The 21,467-nt window shown below is 66.6% G+C and carries 12 protein-coding genes and 2 pseudogenes; 5 read left to right on the top strand and 9 right to left on the bottom strand.

What is annotated here, in order from left to right:
• Positions 1–44: 44 nt before the first annotated feature.
• The 9 genes and pseudogenes from MBENS4_RS11055 to MBENS4_RS11015 all read right to left on the bottom strand — a co-directional run bounded on the left by MBENS4_RS11055 (position 45) and on the right by MBENS4_RS11015 (position 13,146).
• A pseudogene (locus MBENS4_RS11055) lies at positions 45–1,042 on the bottom strand (4-hydroxyproline epimerase).
• A gap of 13 nt (positions 1,043–1,055) precedes the next feature.
• Positions 1,056–1,970, bottom strand: coding sequence for a dihydrodipicolinate synthase family protein (locus MBENS4_RS11050; protein ID WP_039390748.1), 915 nt, complete (start codon positions 1,968–1,970; stop codon positions 1,056–1,058).
• Between the two features lie 166 nt (positions 1,971–2,136).
• Positions 2,137–2,676 carry a hypothetical protein gene (locus MBENS4_RS11045; protein ID WP_039390747.1) on the bottom strand — a complete coding sequence of 180 codons (540 nt, stop codon included), beginning with the start codon at positions 2,674–2,676 and terminating at the stop codon, positions 2,137–2,139.
• The gene (locus tag MBENS4_RS11040; protein WP_039390746.1) at positions 2,673–3,251 is read right to left on the bottom strand and encodes a hypothetical protein; all 579 of its coding nucleotides are present in this window, start codon (positions 3,249–3,251) and stop codon (positions 2,673–2,675) included. Before MBENS4_RS11040 ends, MBENS4_RS11045 begins: the two co-directional genes overlap by 4 nt.
• A gap of 100 nt (positions 3,252–3,351) precedes the next feature.
• Positions 3,352–6,051, bottom strand: a complete 2,700-nt coding sequence (locus MBENS4_RS11035; RefSeq protein WP_159108049.1) for a TonB-dependent receptor — start codon at positions 6,049–6,051, stop codon at positions 3,352–3,354.
• 245 nt (positions 6,052–6,296) lie between these two features.
• Complete coding sequence (locus tag MBENS4_RS11030) at positions 6,297–7,925, bottom strand: family 43 glycosylhydrolase (RefSeq protein WP_052322203.1); 1,629 nt, start codon at positions 7,923–7,925, stop codon at positions 6,297–6,299.
• Positions 7,926–7,929: 4 nt separating this feature from the next.
• The gene (locus MBENS4_RS11025) at positions 7,930–9,729 is read right to left on the bottom strand and encodes a DUF885 domain-containing protein (RefSeq protein ID WP_039390744.1); all 1,800 of its coding nucleotides are present in this window, start codon (positions 9,727–9,729) and stop codon (positions 7,930–7,932) included.
• A complete protein-coding gene (locus tag MBENS4_RS11020) occupies positions 9,659–10,753 on the bottom strand; it encodes an Ldh family oxidoreductase (RefSeq protein WP_084592044.1) in 1,095 nt (364 codons plus the stop codon). The genes MBENS4_RS11025 and MBENS4_RS11020 overlap by 71 nt, the downstream gene beginning before the upstream one ends.
• Positions 10,754–10,797: 44 nt before the next feature.
• Complete coding sequence (locus MBENS4_RS11015) at positions 10,798–13,146, bottom strand: glycoside hydrolase family 127 protein (RefSeq protein WP_084592043.1); 2,349 nt, start codon at positions 13,144–13,146, stop codon at positions 10,798–10,800.
• Positions 13,147–13,440: 294 nt separating this feature from the next.
• On the opposite strand from MBENS4_RS11015, the gene MBENS4_RS11010 reads away from it, so the two are divergent.
• The 5 genes and pseudogenes from MBENS4_RS11010 (at position 13,441) to MBENS4_RS24110 (ending at position 21,300) form a co-directional block, all read left to right on the top strand.
• The gene (locus MBENS4_RS11010; protein ID WP_039390741.1) at positions 13,441–16,194 is read left to right on the top strand and encodes a DUF5695 domain-containing protein; all 2,754 of its coding nucleotides are present in this window, start codon (positions 13,441–13,443) and stop codon (positions 16,192–16,194) included.
• 114 nt (positions 16,195–16,308) lie between these two features.
• Positions 16,309–17,495 (top strand): annotated as a pseudogene (locus tag MBENS4_RS11005) (M24 family metallopeptidase).
• Between the two features lie 85 nt (positions 17,496–17,580).
• Positions 17,581–18,480, top strand: a complete 900-nt coding sequence (locus MBENS4_RS11000; RefSeq protein WP_052322202.1) for a hypothetical protein — start codon at positions 17,581–17,583, stop codon at positions 18,478–18,480.
• A gap of 493 nt (positions 18,481–18,973) precedes the next feature.
• Complete coding sequence (locus MBENS4_RS24115; RefSeq protein WP_052322201.1) at positions 18,974–19,918, top strand: TonB-dependent receptor plug domain-containing protein; 945 nt, start codon at positions 18,974–18,976, stop codon at positions 19,916–19,918.
• A complete protein-coding gene (locus MBENS4_RS24110) occupies positions 19,915–21,300 on the top strand; it encodes a TonB-dependent receptor domain-containing protein (RefSeq protein ID WP_084592042.1) in 1,386 nt (461 codons plus the stop codon). The genes MBENS4_RS24115 and MBENS4_RS24110 overlap by 4 nt, the downstream gene beginning before the upstream one ends.
• Positions 21,301–21,467: the final 167 nt, after the last annotated feature.

Here is a 21,467-nt window from a genome sequence, read left to right as displayed (position 1 = left end):
GCGAAGCGGGGGCGAGGTCATCCCCCGCCCCCGCCGTGGTTGGATCAGGTGACCTGGAAACCGTCCCAGAACCTGTCCTCGCGGTCGATCCAGATGGTGTTGAACCCGGTGGCTATGGCCGAGCCTTCGATCGAAGGCACGATGGCGGGCGTGTCGCCCAGCGTGACCTCCTTCTCGACGCGTCCGATGAACTGGCTGCCGATGTAGCTTTCATGGACGAAGCGGTCCCCGACCTTGAGCTTGCCCTGCCCGGCCAGGTGGGCCAGGCGCGAGGACGTGCCCGTCCCGCACGGGCTGCGGTCGATGGCCTTGTCGCCGTAGAACACCGCGTTGCGCCCGTCCGCGCCCTCGCCTTGCGGAACGTCGGCCCATAGGACATGGCTGACACCGCGAATGGTGGGGTCAAGCGGATGGACCGGCTCGAACGCGGCGCGCACCGCCTCGCGCACGCGCGGCGAGAGGGTGAGGATCTCGCTCGCGCTCATCGCCTCGAGGCCCGTGTAGGCGCCCTGCGGCTCGACGATGGCATAGTAGTTGCCCCGTAGGAGACATCGACGGTGAGCGGGCCGAGCCCCTCCACGTCGATCTCGATCCCGCGCGCGGCGACATAGGAAGGCACATTGGTGATGCGCACCGAGGTCACCTTCGCGCCCTCGACGGTGTAGGCGATCTCGATGAGCCCGGCGGGGACCTCCACGCGCAGGCTGCCCGGTGTCGCGGGCTGGATCAGGCCATGCTCAAGCCCGAAGGTGATGATGCCGATGGTCCCGTGCCCGCACATCGGCAGGCAGCCCGAGGTCTCTATGAAGAGAATCCCGATGTCGTTGGCGGGATCAGTCGGGGGATAGAGGAACCCGCCCGACATCATGTCGTGCCCGCGCGGCTCGAAGCACAGCCCGGTGCGGATCCAGTCGAAGCGCTCCAGGAAATCCTGGCGGCGCTCGGACATCGTGGCCCCTTTCAACAGCGGAGCCCCGCCCGCGACAAGGCGGACGGGGTTCCCGGCTGTGTGACCATCGATGCAGAAGAAGGTGTGTCGCATCGAGGTTCCTGTATCAGGCGACGACGGGATCGGCGAGCACGGGCCGCGTCGCGGCCGCCTTCTCGACCATCGCGATCACCTCGGCGCGGCGCGCACCGACCAGCGGCTGGCGCGGAGGCAGGACACGCTCCGAACCACGGCCCATGACCTGCTCGGCCAGCTTGATCGACTGGACGAGGTCATGCTCGGCATCAAGGTGCAGAAGCGGCATGAACCAGCGGTAGATCTCCAGCGCCTTGGCGTGGTCGCCGCGCTGGAAGGCGTTGACCAGTTCCACCGATTCGCGCGGGAAGGCGTTGGTGAGGCCCGAGACCCACCCTTGCGCGCCCAGGTACAGCCCTTCGAGCGCCACGTCGTCGAGCCCGGCGAAGAGCACGAAGCGATCGCCGCACGCGTTCTTCACGTCGGTGAAGCGGCGGCTGTCGGGGGCCGATTCCTTGACCGCGACGATGTTCTTCACATCGACCAGCGCCTCGAGCACCTCGGCGGTGATCTGCGTGCGGTAGGCGGGCGGGTTGTTGTAGAGCATGATCGGCAGGCCGGTGCTGTCGGCGACACCCTTGAAGTGGGCGACCAGCTCGTGCGGCTGGGGCACGTAGACCATGGGCGGCAGCAGCATGAGGCCGTCCGCGCCGATCTTCTCAGCCTTCTGCGCCCAGCGCGAGGCGCGGCGCACGTCGTATTCCGAAACGCCGGTGATGACCGGAACGCGCCCGGCCACGGCCTCGACGATGCCGGTCAGGACTTCGACCTTCTCGTCGAATTCCAGCGAGTTGTTCTCGCCCACCGTGCCAAGGGCGATGACACCCGTCACGCCGTCACGAATAAGATCGTCCACGACGCGCTGCGTATCGGCGACGTCGATCGACAGATCCTCGCGCACCTGCGTGGTAACGGCCGGGAAAACGCCCTTCCAATCAATTGACATGAAAACTGTTCCTCAGGAGGTGAAATGCGAATATCGAGATATCGTATACGATATCATAAAAGGTCTAGCAAGAGCACATTTGGACCAGGCGACGATCAGGCCGCGCACACCGCACGGCTCACCGCGCGGGCGACATCGTGCGCCCGAGCGGTCGCGCGCTGCGTGATCAGTCGGGGATCTGGACGACGACCTGGAGTGTCCCGGCATTGTCCTTGAAGGTAATGTCGTTGAAGCCCAGGCTGAGGCCGCGCGCCTCGTCCGGCACGCCCACCCGCACGCCCGTCCCGACCGGGAAGGGCCTGCCGACCGGGCGCCCGTCTTCATCGGTGAAGACCGCCATGAGAGCATGGCGATAGACCGGATAGAGGATCTTGGGCGTGTAGAGGCTGGGATAGACCCGCTTGTTGACGCGCAGGTCATCGGCCGCATCGCCCACGATGCCTTCCGGCCCGACCTCGTCCCCCTCGACCAGGGTCACGCCGCCGGACACCGGAAAGATCGCGACATTCGCCCCGGCCAGATCCTCAAAGCCCATGATCTGCACCGGGGCCTCGCCGTCGCCCTTGCCAAAGGACATGCCTTCGAAGGCATCCTCGTCCCAGGGCTGCGCACGCGCGTCCACCTCGACCGTCACGTCACGGGCCAGGCCCGGCGCCGAAATCCCGGCCGCAAGCGCGGTGAGGAGGGTCATCAGCCCCGCCTTCATTGCGCCTGCTCCTGTTCAAGGATGACACGGGCTTCGGGCACATGGACCTCGACGAGGAGTTCGCCTTCGTTCTCACGAAAGACGTCGTCGTTGATCCCGAAGGTGATGGCCTGCGCGCCCTCGGGGACCTGCCGCGCCGTCTCCCGGCCGATCAGGAACGGCGCGCCGATGACCTTGCCATCCGCGCTGACGAAGGCACCGATCAGCGCGTTGAGGTGCGCAGGGTAATCCGCCTTGTCGAGGTAGTAACTGGGAAACAGCCGCCCCGAGCCGCCCGGACGTTTTTCCGTCACGTAGTCGATCTGCCCTTCGGGCCCGAACCGCGCGCCGCCCGGCAGGGTCGTGGTCTCGCCGTGTGCGCGAAAGGTGATAGTGCTGCCTGCGATGAGGCTTGCGCCAAAGAGCATCGCCGGGCGCGTACCGTCGCGGATGCCGAAATCCATGTCCTTGTTGATTGCCGGGCTCCAGGGCATCGTCCGCCCGGAGACCTTCACGGTAAAATCCTGGGCTTGCGCCGGGAGCGCGGCCAGACCGGCAAGCCCTACCATCGCTGCTGCGCGAAAGGAGTAGCGCATGGGATCCTCCTGTTGATGGGTTGCGCCTCAAACGAAAACGGAGCCGTACCTCGTGGCAGGGTACGGCTCCGTTCGTCATTCGGTCACGCGATGCGTGTGATCAGAAACGGAAGCGCACGCTGGACTGGATGGTGCGGGCCAGTGTGCGCACGCCCAGCGGCAACAGCGCCTGGTTGCCGTGGTAGCGATACACGTCGTTGCCCAGGATGTTCGACGCCTCGACCGAGAGGGTCATGAACTTCACCGGCGTGTAGTTGATCGCCGCGTCCAGACGCTCGGTCGCGTCCTGATAGGGCGAATATTCCGGATTCTGGTTCCAGATACCCATGCGGTAGGACGAGCGGTAGTTGTAGGCCACGCGCGCGCTGAACTGCGGGGTATCGTAGAACAGCGCGGCGTTCGCGGTCCACTTCGAGGTGTTGGGCGAATCGAAGGCACCGGGGAAATCCTCGGGGTAGGGATACTCGATGCGCGCCTTGAAGATGTGGCTGGCATTGAGGCTCACACCGAAGTTCTTGAGGATGCCCGGCGCAAAGTCGAAGAAGGTCTGCACCGTGCCTTCCAGGCCAATGAACGTGCCATCGCCTGCGTTGCGCTGCATCTCGACGTAGCCGAAATCGGAGTCGTAGTCGGCAAGGTCGATGCCGTAGCTGAGCATCTCCTCGGCATCCGCATCGTTGCGGTCATAGTACAGGAAGTTCGAGGCCTTCTTGTAGTAACCCGCCAGCGATATCTGCCCGCCACGCCCGAAGTAGTATTCCGCGCTCGCATCGAACGAATGCTCACGCTGCTGCTTGAGCGAGGGGTTCCCGGCAAAGACGATCGGCGGCGTCGAGCGCGTCTCGGCGAAGTAGAAGGGACGCGAATCGTAGAAGCTGGGACGGAACACGTTGGTGCTGTACGACAGGCGCAGCTGGACCTTGGGATCGAAGTGCAGGATCGCGGTCGCGGTCGGCAGGATCGCAGAGTAGTTGCCCTTGCCCGGCGAGACCTGGACGATGTCGAGCCAGCCGTTGTCCTCGTTGCCCGGACGGTAGTTGTAGCTGGTGGACGAGCCCCAGGTGTTGGTGAAGCGCGCGCCCGCAAGGCCGTCGATGGGAATGCCGGCCAGCTCGAACCCGTAGTTGACCTGCGCGTAGGCCGCGAAGTTCTTCTCGTTCGATTCGAAGGTCTGCCCCTGATCGCTCGGCGGGTAGAGGCTGGAGAAACGCTGCGCGTTGCCCGGATCGTACTCCTGGATGTACTGGCGGATCTCGGCGACATTCGCGCGCGTGATGGCGCCCGGAATGCGCAGCCATTCCATGCTCGATCCGCCGATGTCGGGCCCGACCATCGAGGCATCGCCGAAGCCCGGGAACGTCTCGAAGGGCGCGAAGGTGCCATCGACGCGCGGGAAACCGTCGCGGTAGCCGTAGTAGCGATCGACCTTGCGCTGGTTGTAGCGGCCACCGACCTGCAGCGTGCGCAGGAAGCCGTTGTCACCCAGCTCGATCGTCATGTCGGCCTGGGCGGCGAATTCCTTGTTGTTCGAACCGCCGCGGTTGTCCTGGAAGCGGTCGACGACGTACTGCGAGGGATCGCTCAGATCCACGTCGTTGAAGGAAATCGAGGGCGCGCCGCGACCATAGATGTCCGAATTGAAGTTGACGTCGGCCGAGGTCAGGTTCTCGGGCCGCAGGATCGTCTCGACGAAGTAGTTGCCCTCGTTCGACCAGTTGTACTGGACGCTGCCGTGCAGCGTCACGCGGTCCGAGTGCCAGTTGGCCTCGAAGTTGGTGGTGTAGAGGTTGGAGTGGAACGAGTTGTACTGCGTGTCGATACCCGCAGGCAGGCCGTTCGCGTTGCTCACCGTGGCCGAGGCGATCGTGCGCCCGTCGTCCATCATCACCACGTTGCTCAGGTCCTGAACCTGCATGTCCTGCACATAGAGGCGTTCGAGCGCGCGCTTCTCGCGCGAGCCGATGTAGCCGCCCTCGAGGACGAACTCGAGGTTGTCGGTGGGCTTCCACTGCAGCACGCCATTGATCGAGGGGCGCTTGGTGTTGCCGTTCTCCAGCCCGTAGTAGGCGCGGTAGGGGATGATCCCGATGGAGCCATCGTCCAGTTCACGCTCGAAGGGCGATTCGCTCTCGATGTAGTTCTCGCGGTAGATCGTGCGCGTCCACGAGGCGTTCACGAGGAAGCCGATTTCGCCGATGCCGGTGTCGAAGCGGTTGGCCAGCAGCAGCGAGCCATAGGGGCTGACCTTCTCGGAAATGTCGTCGTAGGACCCGCGCACGCTGCCCGCGATGGTCCAGCCATCCTCCAGATCGAAGGGACGGCGCAGCTCGACGTTGACGGTGCCCGCGATGCCGCCTTCGACCTGGTCGGCGCTGCGGGTCTTGTAGACGTCGACCTGCTTGAGGAGCTCGGCCGGGATGTCGGCGAGGTTGAGCGAACGCCCGTCGCCCAGGTTGGTCTGGTTGCCGTTGACCGTGGTCTGGATCTCGGAAAGACCGCGAATGGTGACGCTCTGCCCCTGGCCCCGCGCGCGGTCGATCTGGACGCCGGTCACGCGGGCAAGCGCTTCGACGACGTTGTTGTCGGGCAGCTTGCCCACGTCCTCGGCGACGACCGAGTCGACGATCTGCTTGGAGTTACGCTTCTTCTCGGTGGCCTCTTCGACCGCCCCGCGCACGCCGTTGACGATGATCGGATCATCGCCTTCCAGGCTGGATGCGTCCTCGGTCTCCGCGGGAGCCGCCGCATGGGCCACCATGGGTGCCGACGCCATGGCAACCAGCGTCATCGCGCTGGTCACGTGCAAAAATCCCCTGAACCTCATTTTGATTCCCCTTCACCGTAGTGTTCTTGTTACCCCTATATATCGTATACGAACTATAATATTTGGTATGAGTCAAGGGATTTGTCATGGTTGGGAAACACGCTCCGGCCTATCTCACAACCGCAGAAAATCTTTGATTTTCAACAAAAATGGCGGACCTGGTTGCCCAGCCCCGCCATCGTCATGCCACCTTCAGGCAAAATTTTGTCCGGCAAATAGAGTCAGCCACAGGGCTGTGGTGCCGGGGCATCCTCCGCGCGGGGACGGGGCAGCGCGGCCTCAGGCGCGAGCGCTTCGAACTCCTGCACGGCAAGGCCTGCGTGCTCGGAGCCCTTGCCCGAGGCCTCCAGCACCGCGCGCAGGCAGCGGGTGGTGACGGGCGCGAAGGCGACCTCCTGGAAGCGGCCCGGCTGCGTGCCGTAGGGTCCCTCGGCCTTGACCGGCGCCCAGCCCCTGGCCGCCGCGTCCCAGTACTCTAGATGCCAGGCAGCAGGCGGCGCCACCCCGATCGACGCGCCCGCAGGCTGGTCGTTCCAGAACCACAGGCGCGCGCCATTGAGCGTGACCGGCGCGTCCCAGGCATAGGAAATCCACTGGCGGGGCGGATTGTCCGGACGCCAGCTGCCCCACATCTCGGGCGGTAGCGGGTTGGCCCTGGTCACCCCGTCGTTGAGCGCAGCGATCCAGTACTGGACCGGCACGGGCGAATTGGAGGCGCCCGGCACCGCGGCGGCGGCCACGTTGCGGGTGGGCACAGGTGCGGGGCCTTCCCGGTGCGTGGGCACCACCTCGCGGATGCGCGCGGGACGGACGCTGTCGTCCCACTCCAGCTTGTCGAGCGCGACCGAGCGGCGGAAGTGCCCGCCCCCTTGCGCATCGGCGGTGTGGTAGGCGAGGTACCACTGCCCCTTGAACTCGACCGCGCCCGGGTGCGAGGTGGTGGAGGAAACAGGCTTCAGCACCACGCCGCGGTACGTCCAGGGCCCGAAGGGCGAGGGCGCCGAGCCATAGCCGATGCAGGCGTGGTAGACCGCCGGCGTGCAGTCGGAATCGGGGCCGGCCTTGTTGCCCGCGTAGAGCATGTAGTAGGTGCCCTTGCGCTTCAGGATCCAGGGCGCTTCGAAGAAGCCGGTAAGCCCCGTGATCTCGCGCTCGCGCCCCTTGGTGTGGACCATGTCGGGTTCGAGCTCGATCGCGCGCACCTGCCCGAACGTGCCCCAGTAGAGGTAGACCTTGCCATCCTCGTCGATGAGGACGGTGGGGTCGATGTTCTGGATGTCGTTGGCCACCGGCACGCGCTGCGAGATGATCGGCCCTTCGGGATGCGCGTCGCGCCAGGGACCGGTCGGGCTGTCGGCCACGGCCACGCCGATCGCGAAGCGGTCCTTCGCGTCGGAATCCTTCTCCAGCACCGGCGCATAGAAGTAGTAGCGCCCATCCGGCCCGGGCACGATCTGCCCGGCGTAGGCGCGCCCTTCCTCGGCCCAGTCGAACACCTCATGCGGGCGCGCGACGGCCGGGTAATGCGTCCAGTCGCCCGAGGCCGGGTCCTTCGTGGTGAGCAACTGCCATTCGGGCATGATGAAGTCGTTGACCTCGGGCTCGGCCATGTCGCGCCCGGCGAGGATCCACAGCGCATCCTTAGCCACGAACGGGGCCGGGTCGGTCGAATAGTAGTCCCCGTCCGCCAGGATCGGGTTGCCCGGCACATGCAGTTCGCGCGGCGCGGGCGCGGTGGCCGTGGCGGCAGCTGCGGGGGCGGCGGGCGCGGAGACGGGCGCCTGCTGCGCGCAAGCGGGCAGCGCCAGCGCGCTCGACAGGAGCGCGCCCACAAGAGCGGTACGTATCATGGTGTCATTCCTCGTCGGGATAGGGGCCCACACCGCCCTCGGCGATGAGCTGATCGACACGCGCGTCGATGAGCGGAAGCGGCACCGAGCCGATCTCCAGCACGGCATCGTGGAAGGCACGGATGTTGAACTTCTCGCCCAGCGCCGCCTTCGCCTTCGCGCGCGCATCGAGGAAGGCCAGTTCACCCATGTAGTAGCTGAGCGCCTGCCCGGGCCAGGAGATGTAGCGGTCGACCTCGGTCTCGATCTCGTGGTTGGAAAGCGCGGTATTGCTGCGCAGGTAGTCCTGTGCCTCTTCGCGGGTCCAGCCCTTGGCGTGGATGCCGGTGTCGACCACCAGCCGCGAGGCGCGCCAGGCCTGGTAGCTCAGCATCCCGAACAGGTCGTAGGGCGTCTCGTACATGTCCATGTCCTCGCCCAGCGCCTCGCAGTAGAGCGCCCAGCCCTCGCCATAGGCCGAGAGATACGTGTCGCGCCGGAAGGCGGGGAGCGCGGTGTTCTCGGCCGCGAGCGGCATCTGGAAGGCATGGCCCGGCGCGCTCTCGTGCAGGGTCAGCGCAACCTGCGAATAGAACGGACGCGAGGGCAGGTCGTAGGTGTTGACGAGATAGATCCCCGGACCGCCGCGCCCGCCGGTGTAGAAAGGCGCGATGTCATCGGGCACCGGCTTGATCGCAAAGCGGCTGCGCGGCAGGCGTCCGAAATACTGCGAGGCCTTGCCGTCAAAGCTCTTGGCGATCCAGGCCGCGCGGTAGAGGAGCTCTTCGGGCGTTTTGGGATAGAACTGCGGATCGGTGCGCAGGTGCTCGAAGAATTCGCCCAGCGTACCCGTAAAACCGACCTCGCGCATGACATCGTCCATGCGCGCGCGGATCCGGGCCATCTCGGCGAGGCCCAACTGGTGGATCTCCTCGGGCGTCTTCTCCAGAGTCGTGAACTCGCGGATCTTGGAGAGGTAGTAGGCGCGTCCATCGGGCAGCTTGTCAGCACCCAACGAGGTGCGCGCGGCGGGTGTGTACTCGTTGCGCAGGAAAGCCAGCAGCTTGCCGTGCGCGGGGATTACGTCCGCCTTGATCACGCGCAGCGCGTCGGCTTCGATCTGGGTGCGCGTGGCCTGGGGAATGGTGTCGGGAAGGTGGGCGAAGGGCGCGAAGAAGACGTTTTCCTCGCTCGCGCCCGCCGCGATGACCTGCGCAATGCCCTCGTCCCGCCCGGCCAGCGTGACGCGCGGCGCGGTGAAGCCGCGCGCGATGCCGGCGCGCATGTTCGCAATCTGCTGGTCGTAGTAGCGCGGAATATCGCGCAGCATCGCCACCATCGCGCGCGCGCCCGGCTCGTCCTTGACCGGCTCGCGAACTCGGGCCGCCAGATTGCCCCAGAAGCTGGTGTCGGCGTTGAAGGGCTTTTCGTAGTCACGGTACTGCTGCTCGGTCAGCAGCGCGTCGATCTGATTGGCGTAGACCGCGTAGTTGATCTGGTTCTCACGCGAAAGCGCGGCGGTGTCGATCCTGGCGAGCTTCGCCTTGACCTTGCTCCAGCGCGCCAGCTTTTCCGCCTGCGCCTCGGGGCCGACATCGGGCAGCGCCGGGGTGTCCTGCGGGTTGTCCTCGTCCGGCCCCCACAAGGAACGGCGCCATTCCCATTCGCTGGTGTAGAGCGCCTCGAACGCGGCGTCGGCCGCGGACGTAGCTTTCGCCCCGGCCTCGCTCGCGGGCGCGGCGGGCGGAGCGGCCTCAGTCGGCAGCGGCGCCATCGCCAGTGTCGTTGCCGCCAGAAGCAGCGCGCGCAGGGCCGGTCGTTGCATGGGTCTTGCCTTTTTGCAGGAGGTCGAGAAGTTCGGCGTGGAAGGCGGCCGGGATGCGCAGGCCCCTCTCCATGGTTTCGCGGCGCGCGGCGATGCGACGGGCGCCCGGAAGGCGCGCGCCCTGCCCTTCGATGGCCGCAAACATGGTCTCGCCGTGCGCGAGGTATTCCTCGACCCGGTCGCCGAGGAAGCCCGCCGGGTCGATGGCGATGAGAAGTTCCCCGCCCAAGGGCGAGCCGCCGCGTCCGGCGTCGCTGGCAAGCGACTGCGCGCTCGTCATGTCGCCGATCAGCGGCCCAGCGATGAGTTCGACCATGGCCGCGAGCGCGGACCCCTTGTGCCCGCCGAAGGTGCGCATGGCCCCGTCGAGGACGGCCTTGGCGTCGGTCGTCTCGCGGCCCTCGCTGTCATAGCCCCAGTCGGCGGGCACGGGCTTGCCCGCACGGCGGTGCAGTTCGATGTCGCCGCGCGCGATGACCGTGGTGGCGAAGTCGAAGACGAAGGGCTCGCGCCCCGGCCGGGGCCAGGCGAACGCGATGGGGTTGGTGCCGAAGACCGGCCTGGTGCCGCCCGCTGGCGCCACCCAGGCGTGGTTGGCGGTGAAGGCGAGCGCCACCAGCCCCTCGCGCGCCAGCGCCTCGACCTCGGGCCAGAGCGCGGCAAAGTGCACCACGTTGTTGAGCGCCATGGCCGCCACGCCCTTGGCCCGCGCCTTTTCCACCAGCAGCGGCACGCCGCGCGCGAAGGGGAGCTGGGCAAAGCCCCCCTTCCCGTCCACCCGCACCAGCGCGGGGGCAGGCTCGCTCACCACCGGCTCGGCGTCGGGCGTCACCACGCCCTTCTCCACCGAGGCGGCCGCCACCAGCAGGCGGTAGAGGCCGTGCGAGGTGCACCCGTCGCGCTCGCCCGCCACCATCGTCGCGGCGACGGCGGCGGCGTGATCGGGCGCCAGGCCCCAAGCCTCCAGCACGTCGCGCGCCAGGGCATCGGCCTCCTCGAGGGTCAGGTCTACGGTATCGGTCATGGAAAAGATGCGGGCCTTGTTCGTGGCAGCCGGGAGGGCTGCGGTTACGTCGCGGTGCCAGGCTTGGCGGTGAAGAGGCGAACCCCGAAGACCGGCCCTGCGGTGTTGCGCTCGTGCGGCACGAAGCGCACGCGCACGCTGTCCTTGTCCTTGGTCAGCGCCTGCGGGAGCGGGTACTCGACATCGAAGAACTTGCCGGGGCGATCCTCGCCCAGAACCTGCGTTGCCACCTTCACCCCGTCAACGAGGATGTCGAAGGCGCGGCCACGCTCGCTGCCCCAGTAGGTCGCCTGGAGCAGCAGCGGCCCCGGCTTCACCTTCATCGAGAATTCGAAGAAGCCGCCCGAGCGCGCATCGCGCCCGTTGCGCCCGCGGTAGGCGGCGGGCCAGGAGTTCTCCGAGATCAGGTTGTGGTCGCGCTCGGGCTGCATTTCGCCCAGGTGCATGACGTCGATCGAACGCGCCGCAACGTCCTTCTGGCGAGCCTGTTCGGCCAGGTAGGCGGCCTCTTCCTGCTTCCACTGCCCTTCGCTGAAGCGCTTGAAGTAGATCGCGCTGCGGCGCTCGTACTGGCTGTAGAAGGGCACGAAGTTGCGGTCACCCGGGCGCACGATGCCGCGCGTGACATAGCGCGGACGGTCCGAGACGATGGGGTAGAAGGCCTCCAGCGGGTTCTCGCCGACCATTGCGGGCTCGACGTCCTTCCACTCCATCTCGACCGGGCCAAGGTCGGCGGCCATGACCATCGGCCCGCGCAGGACCGAGACCACCTCGGGCGCGCCGGGCGCGGATTCGAGGCGCAGGTCGAGCGGCAGCGAGTAGTCGATCACGTCGCCCGCCTGCCAGCGGCGCTCGATGCGCACATAGCCGTTCACCGGCGTGACCTGTGCCACCTCGCCGTTGATGCGCAAGCCCACCGCGCCCTGGCTCCAGCCCGGGATGCGCAGCGCGAGCGCAAATTGCGAGGACTTCACCGTCTCGAGCGTCAGGCGCACGTCGCCCTCGAAGGGGTAGTCGGTCGCGAGGCTCAGGGCGACGCCCTTTTCCTTCCAGACCGCGCGCGAGGCGATGAACAGGTTTACAAAGAGCGTGTCCTCGCCCTGCCAGTAGATCGAATCGCCGTGCTTGGCATGGCTCTCCATCCCCGAGCCCACGCAGCACCAGAAGCCTTCCTCGCCCGGCTGCGAATAGCCGCGCTCGGCCCCGCTCATCATCGGCGTCATGTAGGTAAAGCCCGCGTTGTGCGGGTTCTGCGCGGACAGCACGTGGTTGAGGTGCGCGCGTTCGTAATAGTCGAACAGCGCCGCCTCGGGCTGCCAGGAATAGAGCTGCCGGGTCAGCTTGAGCATGTTGTAGGTGTTGCAGTGCTCGCAGGTGGACTCGGTCAGGTGCTGGGCAATGGTGTCAGGCTCGGAGAAGTACTCGCGGTCCGCATTGCCGCCGATCACGTAGCTGTGGTGCTGCGTGACGATGTCCCAGAAGAAGCGCGCGGCCGTCGCCGGGGCCTTCTCGCCGGTCAGCTCGTGGATGCGGCCAAGGCCGATCAGCTTGGGGACCTGCGTGTTGGCGTGGAAGTTCGCCAGCTTGTCTTCCTGCGCAACCAGCGGGTCGAGCACGCGCTTGTCGTAGATGCGCTTGGCGATCTGCATCCAGCGCGCATTGCCGGTGCGCGCGTAGAGTTCAGCATAGCTTTCGTTGAGACCGCCGTATTCGCAGCCCAGAAGATCCTGCATCTGCGCCTCGTCGAGCGCGTCGAACATGTCCGCGAAGTAGGCGGCGAGCCCGATCAGGACTTGGAGCGCCTTGTCGTTGCCCCAGGCCGCGTGGATGTCGAGCAGGCCGGCGAACATCTTGTGCACGGTGTAGAGCGGCGACCACGAGCCATTGAGGTCGAACCCACCCGACTTGATGATGCCCTCGCGCACCTCGTCGAAGACGGTGATGCCATCGACGATCTCGCCATCCTTGGTCTTACGCCCGAGCGCGCCGATGTAGCCGTTGCCGCGCGCGGTCTGGCAATCGGCCAGCTCATCAACGATGTAGTCGGCGCGGCGGCGGCATTCGGCGGTGCCGCGCTGCTGCCAGGTGAGGACGAGCGCGGTCATGTAGTGGCCGAGCGTATGCCCCGCGATCGTGTCCGATTCCCAGCCGCCGTAGATCTCGGCCCTGGGTTCGAGCCCGGCGTACTTGCGGAAGTTGTGCAGGAAGCGGTCCGGGCTAAGCGAGAGCAGGTAGCCCTCGTTGACCTCGACCGCGGTGGCCCAGTCGGACGCGGTGAGGCGCACGTCATTGAGCGGCAGAGGCGTTGCCCGCAGGGGCATGACCGGCTTCACGACCGCGGCGAACCCGCGCGGCGCCACTCCGCACAGCGCAAGCGCGGCAACCCCAGACATCCATTGGCGCCGACTGGCTTTCATCCCGAAACACTCCTATCGAATATCGTATACGTTATTGATAGCCTGAGTGATCGCCGAGTCAATCCCCTGTGGGCCACCCCCGAAACACACCCCAAGGCCGCAGAAACACAGGAGCAAGTGACGCACGCCAAGACCAGAGCGGGGCACGCCCTCTCCACAATTACTCCGATTATATATCGTATATTTTCCTTGACGCCCCCCGCTGCAATCGTCATCCCACGATCAAGAGACACGAGCCTGGCTGGCATCGGCCGCAAATGAGGACCTGACATGAACCGCGTACTGCGCCCCCTCCCGCTGCTTGCCCTGGCCATCGCCACGGCGGCCCCCACCGTGCTTCCTCTCGCCGCCGTCCAGGCCCAGGACGAGAAGCCCAGGAAGGTCTACCCGCCGATCATCACGACCGAGATGACGACGCAGGACTTCAACCTGGCGCTGCGCGCGGACACCCAGACGCTGGCGAGCCTCGCCCCCAAGGGCGTGAGCGCCTTCGACTTCGTGCCCGCCGGGCGCGAGGCCGAGCGCGCGGCCAACGGCTATGTCCACATCGGCGACCTCCACTTGCGCCTGCGCACCGGCGGCGGGGCCTGGCAGGACTACAACTCCTCCACCTTCCGCAAGCAGATCACCGCGCTGCGCGGCGGCAAGGACGTGCTCGCCGCCGCCGACATCACGACCTCAATGGGCGAGGGCATCCCGCTCAAGGTCGAGCGCCGCTGGCTCAACGAGGACGGTGTCCTGGCCATGCGCTTCACGCTTGAGAACACGAGCGCCGAGGCGGTCGAGATCGGCGTGCTGGGCATGCCGATGGTCTTCGACAACATCATCCTCGACCGCGACCTTGACGCCGCGCACCAGGAAGCCAGCTTCGTCGATCCCTATATCGGGCGCGATGCGGGCTACCTGCAGGTGACCCGCCTTTCGGGCGAAGGCCCCGCGCTTCTCGTCCTGCCCGAGAAGGGCACCCCGCTCGAAGCCTACAAGCCGATCTACGAGAAGGCCTGGGCCAAGAAGGACGACAACTTCACCGACCTTTCGCCGCGCGGTCAGGTCTCCGAAGGCTTCTACGACTGGACGGTCGCCAGCAAGGGCTTTGCCGAGAAGGAATGGTCCAAGGCATCCCGCCAGTGGAACGAGCCGACCAGCATTACCCTCCAGCCGGGCGAGCGCCGCAGCTTTGGCGTCAAGTTCGTGACCGCGCCCAGCATCCGCGCGATCGAGGACACGCTGGTCGCCCACAAGCGCCCGGTCGCGGTCGGCATTCCCGGCTACGTCCTGCCCACCGACCAGAGCGCGAGCCTGTTCCTGAAGGCCCCGAGCAAGGTGACGGGGATCGAGAGCTTCCCCGAAGGCGCCCTGTCGCTCAGCGAAGAGGGCAGCGGCGAAGGCTGGGCGCGCTATCAGGTCAAGGCCAGCGGCTGGGGCCGCGCGCGCCTGACGCTGACCTACGCCGATGGCCAGAAGCAGACGGTGAGCTACTACATCACCAAGCCCATGGAGAAGGTCGTTGCCGACCTTGGCCACTTCACCACGCACCAGCAGTGGTTCGAGGGCAAGGGCGATCCCTTCCACCGCACGCCCGCCATCCTCTCCTACGACCGCGAGGAAAACAGGATCCTCACCCAGGACGGGCGCGTGTGGGTCGCCGGCATGAGCGATGAGGGCGGCGCCGGTTCGTGGGTCGCGGCCGCCATCAAGCAGCTCGACAATCCCGATCCCGAGGAAGTCGCGCGCATCGAGCGCCTGGTCGACGAGACCGTGCTCGGCACGCTGCAGATCGACGAGGGCGAGCACAAGGGCGGCGTCAAGAAGAGCATCTTCTACTACGAGCCCGAGGAATTCCCCGACTACTACGATCCGAAGATCGACTGGTCGAGCTGGACGGCGTGGAACAAGGAGCATTCCAACGACCTTGGCCGCACCTACAACTACCCCCACGTCGCGATCGGGCACTGGGTGCTCTACCGCCTCGCGCGCGACAGCGAAGGTCTGGTCACGCGCCACGACTGGAAGTTCTACCTCAAGTGGGCCTACGTCACGAGCGTCGCGATGATGCGCGATGCGCCCTACTACGCGCGCTTCGGCCTCATGGAAGGCGATGTCTTCCTCGACATCCTCAAGGACCTCGAGCGTGAGGGCATGAGCGAGGAAGCGGCCAACATGAAGCGGCTGATGACCGAGCGCGCGGACCACTGGCGCTCGCTCAAGTACCCGTTCGGCTCGGAGATGGCCTGGGATTCCACCGGCCAGCCCGAAGTCTACGCCTGGATGGACCACTTCGGCTACGAGCCCCAGGCCGAAGCCACCCGCGAGGTGATCCTGGGCTATGACCCGACGATCCCGAGCTGGGGCTACAACGGCAACGCGCGCCGCTACTGGGACTTCCTCTATGGCGGCAAAGTCAGCCGCATCGAGCGCCAGATCCACCACTACGGTTCGGCCTTGAACGCGGTGCCGCTGTTCACCGCCTACCGCAAGAACCCCAAGGACTTCCACCTCCTGCGCGTCGCCTACGGCGGCATGATGGGCGGCATCACCAACATCGATCAGGAAGGCTTCGGTTCGGCCGCGTTCCACTCCTATCCCGACATGATGCAGTGGGATGCGATCACCGGCGACTACGGCATGGGCTTCTATGGCCATGCCATCACCGCCGCGACCTACCTTGTCGATCATCCCGAGTTCGGCTGGCTGGGCCTTGGCGGCAAGCTGGAGACAAAGGGCGACACCGTCCACGTCGTGCCCCAGGACGGCGCGCGCCGCCGCCTCTTTATCGCGCCCGCGGGCCTCTGGATCACGCTGGAGGCGGGCAAGATCGCCTCGGCCGACTACGACACGAAGACCGGCGAGGTGCGCCTGACCCTCGATCCGGCGAGCGCCATCACGCCGCGCGCGCGCCTGCTCTTCGAGACCACCACCAAGGACGGCACGCCCTACGCCAGCGACACCGGCACGCTGGAGCGCGGCGCCTACGCCTTCAATCTGGACAGCGCCCCCAAGGTCGTGACGCTTAGCCCGCGCTAAGTGGTGCGGCACCGGGCGGTCGGCACGCTTTTCCCATCCTTGCCGACCGCCCCGGACCATGACAGGAGAAGGACCCCTCCCCCCCCCTTCCCCCAGCTGCAGATGGACAGGACAATGACGACGATGATTGGCGGATCCGACCGCGAGACCGAACTGGCCCGGCTGGGCCGCTGGAGCGACTGGGCGCCCGCCATCAGCCGCGCGGAATACACCGCGCGCATCGAGGCCGCCCGCACGCGCATGATCGACGCTGGCGCGGACGCGATGGTCGTCAATGTCGGCCCGTCGATGCGCTACTTCACCGGCCTCGCCTGGTCGCCGACCGAGCGGCTCGTCGCGCTCGTCATTCCCAGGAGCGGCACCCCGCGCGTGATCTGCCCGGTGTTCGAGCGCGGCTCGCTCGACGCCGAACTCCAGATCGAGGCCGAGTACGTCCTGTGGGAAGAGGAAGAGGACCCGGTCGCCCTGGAATGCCGCGCGCATGGCCCCGCGACCTGCCTGGCGCTCGACCCGCTGCTCTCCTTTGGCCATGCCCGCCGCTTCATGGCGCTGGTCGGCTCCACCCTTGATGCCGGCGCGATCATCGATGCGGGCCGCATGCTCAAGTCGCCGCAGGAACTGGCGCTCTTGCAGCAGGCCAAGACAATGACGCTGGAGGTCCACAAGGCCGCCGCGCGCATCCTCGCGCCCGGCATCCGCGCGAGCGAGGTGATCCGCTTCATCGACGATGCGCACCGCACGCTGGGCACTTCGGGCTCGTACTTCTGCGCGGTGCAGTTCGGCCACGCCACCGCCTACCCGCACGGCCTGCCCTACGACCAGGAGCTGGAGGAGAACCAGCTCGTCCTCATCGACACCGGCTGCCGCATCGAGGGCTACCACTCCGACATCACGCGCACTTACGCCTTTGGAAGGTGAGCGCGCTCGAGGCCGAGACCTGGGAGCTGGAGAAGGCCGCGCAGGCCGCCGCCTTTGCCGCCGTGCGTCCGGGCGTGCCCTGCGAAGAGGTCGACGCGGCCGCGCGCGATGTCCTCACCGCCGCGGGCCTTGGCCCCGACTACACCCTGCCCGGCCTGCCCCACCGCACCGGCCACGGCATTGGCTTGTCCATCCACGAGCCCGCCTACCTCGTGCGCGGGGACACCACGCCTCTGCAACCGGGCATGTGCTTCTCCAACGAGCCGATGATCGTCCATCCCGAGCGCTTCGGCGTGCGGCTGGAAGACCATTTCCATGTCACCGAGACGGGCGCGGCCTGGTTCACAGAGCCCCAGACCGCGCTCGAACGCCCCTTCGCCTGAGCGGTACGGCGCCGGTGCGCCGCCGCTCCCGCCACCGGCGCCGCCCCTCTGCGGGCGGCCGCCCCAAGCCTGGAAGATATCGACCTTGCGCCTTTCCTCGTTCCGCCGCCGCGCGCTGAGCGCCCTTGCCCTGACCCTGCCGCTCGTGGGCGGCGCGGCGCTTGCGGGCGCGGCCACGGCCAGCGCGGCGGACATCGTCGCCCCGCCCGCCGAATTAGCGCTCGATCCCTTCTACACCCAGGCTCTCCAGACCGACGGCGTGTGGATCACCAGCTCGTCGAAAGTGAAGCCGAGCACCCTCGTCAAGGCGCGCAACATGGTCCACGCCATGCTCGCCCACCGACCCGAAATCGCGCGCGAACTGGTCCGCCAGGGCTTTCGCATCGCGATCATGGCCGAGGATGAGACCACCATGGACTTGCCTGAGCAGCGCGACTGGGACAAGCCGGCCCGCGACGACATCGTGCTCACGCCTTTCGAGCGGGAGAACTACGACACCGAGATCGCGCCGCTCACGCCCTATGAATACTGGGCCAAGCGCGCGCGCGGCATGGGCGGCCTGCTCACCAGCGGGGCCGAGGAGAACATCCAGGCCGTGCCCGGCACGCGCTATTTCGGCGAGACGATCCTCGTCCACGAGTTCTCGCACGCGATGTACCAGGCCCTCCTCGAGATCGACCCGGCCTTCGATGCGCTGATCCACGCCGCCTATGCCAACGCGCGCCAGCGCGGCACCTGGAAGGACCAGTACATGGAGAACACCATCGACGAGTACTGGGCCGAGGGCACGCAGTTCTGGTTCAACAGCAACTTCCCCGCGCAGATGGGCGACACGCTGGTGCGCACCGATGCCGAGATGGCCGCGCGCGATCCCGCGCTCGCGGTCCTGCTGGAGCAGGTCTACGGGCCGATCCACCGCCTGCCCGACGATCCCTTCTGGATGCACAACGCCAAGGCGAAGCCCAGGACCGCCAAGGCCGATTGAGCCATAGTCGCCCGGCCCGGGCGGCATCCTGCCCAGACCCAACCGAGGCCTCGCGCGCAAGCGCGGGGCCTTTTTGGTCTGCGCGCGCCGTTTCGACTCGCATCCGGGTTGAACAGCGCCCCAATCTATCCGGTAACCGAACAGTCTTTTGCAACTGAACAAACATTCAAAAAAATGTCACATTTGCGGGAACCTTTCCAGATGGCGGGGTGAGTGTGCCATTTAGGCCGCAAAACGCCTTATCAATTTGCATTTATGGAAATTGAACGGTTGAACAATATCTCGTGAGCGTTATGAGCGCGTCAGCTCCCACCGAGCCCCCGGGTTGCGCAAGCGACGTCTCCGGGCACCACCCGAGCGGAACCGGACGGGCCTCCTCGCGCCGCGCAGCCACCTGCGCCTTCCACGCGCCCCAGGCCCTGGTACCGCGCCTGCGCGTTTGACACGCGCGCTCTTGAAAACGGCAATTCTGCCGCAACGCATGAGGGATACGATGCGCTCAAATGCCTTTCTGAACGCCAGCGCGCTGGCACTGTCATCCGTGCTGGCGACCCCGGCCCTGGCCGCGAACGACGCCGCCAGCGACGCGAGCCCCGCCACCGATGCCGCCACCTCCGCCGCGGCGCCCGCCGCCGCCGGTTCAGCCCGCAACGAGATCGTCGTCATCGGCACCGGCCAGACCCGCCAGGTCCAGAGCCTCACCGCCGAGGACATCGCCATCGCCACGCCCGGCACCAGCCCGCTTGCCGTTCTCAGCAAGCTGCCGAGCGTCAACTTCCAGTCGGCCTCGCCGCTGGGCACCAACGAATGGACGACCCGCATCTCGGTGCGCGGCTTCACGCAGAACCAGCTGGGCTTCACGCTCGACGGCGTGCCGCTGGGCGACATGAGCTATTCCAACTTCAATGGCCTGCACATCAGCCGCGCGATCACCTCGGACAACATCGGCATGACCGAGCTGTCGCAGGGTGCGGGCGCGCTCTCGACGGCCTCGAGCTCGAACCTGGGCGGCACGATCGCCTTTGAAAGCCTCGATCCCAGCTACGACATGGGCCTCACCACCTCGGCCACGTTCGGCAGCAACGATGCCTGGCGCGTGTTCGCCCGCTTCGAGACCGGCGACCTTGGCGGCGGCGTGCGCGCCTACGTTTCGGGCACCTACTCGGACACGCCCAAGTGGAAGGGCAAGGGTTCGCAGGAGCTGTGGCAGATCAACTCCAAGCTGGTCGCGCCGATGGGCGACCGCGGCGAGCTCAAGATCTTCGCCAACTACTCCGAGATGGCCGACGCCGACTACGCCGACCTCACGCCCGACATCCTGGATCGCCACGGCTACGACTGGGACTACCTGCGCTATGACTTCGAGACCGCGCAGGACATCGCCACCAACCTCCAGAACGGCGTCTACACCGACGACTACGAGGCTACGGCACGCTGACGGGCGATGATGCCTATTACGACGGCTATGGCCTGCGCAAGGACCTGCTGATCGGCATGAGCGTCGACTACGACCTCACCGACGAACTGCACGTGCGCGTCTCGCCCTACTACCACAACAACCGTGGTATCGGCACCTGGTGGACGCCCTATGTCCCGACCCCGGGCGGCTCGAGCCTCTCGGTGCGCGGCACGGAATACTTCATCAACCGCATGGGCGTGACCGGCAGCCTGTCGTACGACCTGTTCCGCGGCAACCAGATCGAAGTGGGCGGCTGGTACGAGATCAACGACTACGACACCGCGCGCGACTACTTCGGCCTCGACGATGCGCCGACCTCGAGCATCTCGCACCACGAGTTCCCCAAGAACCCGTTCGCGTACGACTACTTCTACAAGTTCGACATCAACACCTACCAGTACTACGTGCAGGACACCTGGGAGCTGACCGACAGCCTCAAGGTCTCGGGCGGCTGGAAGGGCATCCAGGTCGACATCGACGCCAGCAACGACCCCTCGCGCACCAGCGCCAGCTGGGCGACGCAGGGCTCGCTCACGGCCAAGGACATGTTCCTGCCCCAGGTCGGCGTGAACTACCGTCCGATCTACGAAGTCGAACTGTTCGGCAGCTACGCCGAGAACATGCGCGCCTTCACGACGACGCCGTTCATCACCTCGCCCGACCAGTTCGCCGCGATCCGCGAGCAGGGCCTGAAGCCGGAAACGTCCAAGACCTTCGAGGGCGGCCTGCGCTTCCACCTGCCCAAGTTCGAGGCCTCGGTCGTGGGCTACCACGTGAAGTTCGACAACCGCCTCTTCTCGGTCTCGCCCTGCTCGGCGATCGAGAGCTGCCCGTCGGTCCTCAACAACGTCGGCTCGGTCACGACCAAGGGCGTCGAAGTCACCGGCCAGTACCGCGTGACCCCCGCGCTCTCGCTCTACGCGGCCTATGCCTACACCGATGCGTCCTATGACGATGACGTGCTGAACGGCGCGGGCGAGCTCGTCGCGGCCTCGGGCGGCAAGTCGGTCGTCGACCAGCCCGAGCACCTCATCAACGGCGAGATCTCGTACGACGATGGCACCTTCATCGGCCGTGCGCACGTGAACTACCAGTCCAAGCGCTACGCCACCTACGAGAACGACCTCTCGTTCAAGGGCCGCGCGCTGGTCGACCTGACCGTGGGCTACCGCATCAACTCGGACGACGCGCTCGATGGCACCGAGATCCAGCTCAACGTCACCAACGTGACCGACGAGAAGTACGTCTCCACCATCGGCCAGTCGGGCGGCTACCAGGCCAGCTACGCCCCGGGCGACTGGCAGTACTTCATGGTCGGCGCGCCGCGCCAGTGGTTCGTGACGCTCAAGAAGGCGTTCTGATCTGCAGACCGGCCCGACAACGGCACACAAGGAAGGGGGCGACCGCAAGGTCCGCCCCCTTCTTTTTGCCTCCACCAACAGGCTGCAAGCCAAGACCACACGTCCGCTTCGCGCCCTTGTCGGTAGTTCGCGGGCCGATCTGGCACGCCAGGAAGCCGTCTGTCCGG

The organism is Novosphingobium sp. MBES04, assembly GCF_000813185.1.
Taxonomy (GTDB): domain Bacteria; phylum Pseudomonadota; class Alphaproteobacteria; order Sphingomonadales; family Sphingomonadaceae; genus Novosphingobium; species Novosphingobium decolorationis.
This window is presented reverse-complemented; position numbering and strand designations above follow the sequence as displayed.

Bases quoted from the DNA above. Each gene is read 5' to 3' on its own strand.
- MBENS4_RS11045 (WP_039390747.1), bottom strand. From the start codon at position 2,676: ATGAAGGCGGGGCTGATGACCCTCCTCACCGCGCTTGCGGCCGGGATT.
- MBENS4_RS11025 (WP_039390744.1), bottom strand. From the start codon at position 9,729: ATGCAACGACCGGCCCTGCGCGCGCTGCTTCTGGCGGCAACGACACTG.
- MBENS4_RS11010 (WP_039390741.1), top strand. From the start codon at position 13,441: ATGAACCGCGTACTGCGCCCCCTCCCGCTGCTTGCCCTGGCCATCGCC.
- MBENS4_RS11030 (WP_052322203.1), bottom strand. From the start codon at position 7,925: ATGATACGTACCGCTCTTGTGGGCGCGCTCCTGTCGAGCGCGCTGGCG.
- MBENS4_RS11040 (WP_039390746.1), bottom strand. From the start codon at position 3,251: ATGCGCTACTCCTTTCGCGCAGCAGCGATGGTAGGGCTTGCCGGTCTG.
- MBENS4_RS11015 (WP_084592043.1), bottom strand. From the start codon at position 13,146: ATGTCTGGGGTTGCCGCGCTTGCGCTGTGCGGAGTGGCGCCGCGCGGG.
- MBENS4_RS11050 (WP_039390748.1), bottom strand. From the start codon at position 1,970: ATGTCAATTGATTGGAAGGGCGTTTTCCCGGCCGTTACCACGCAGGTG.
- MBENS4_RS24115 (WP_052322201.1), top strand. From the start codon at position 18,974: ATGCGCTCAAATGCCTTTCTGAACGCCAGCGCGCTGGCACTGTCATCC.
- MBENS4_RS11020 (WP_084592044.1), bottom strand. From the start codon at position 10,753: ATGACCGATACCGTAGACCTGACCCTCGAGGAGGCCGATGCCCTGGCG.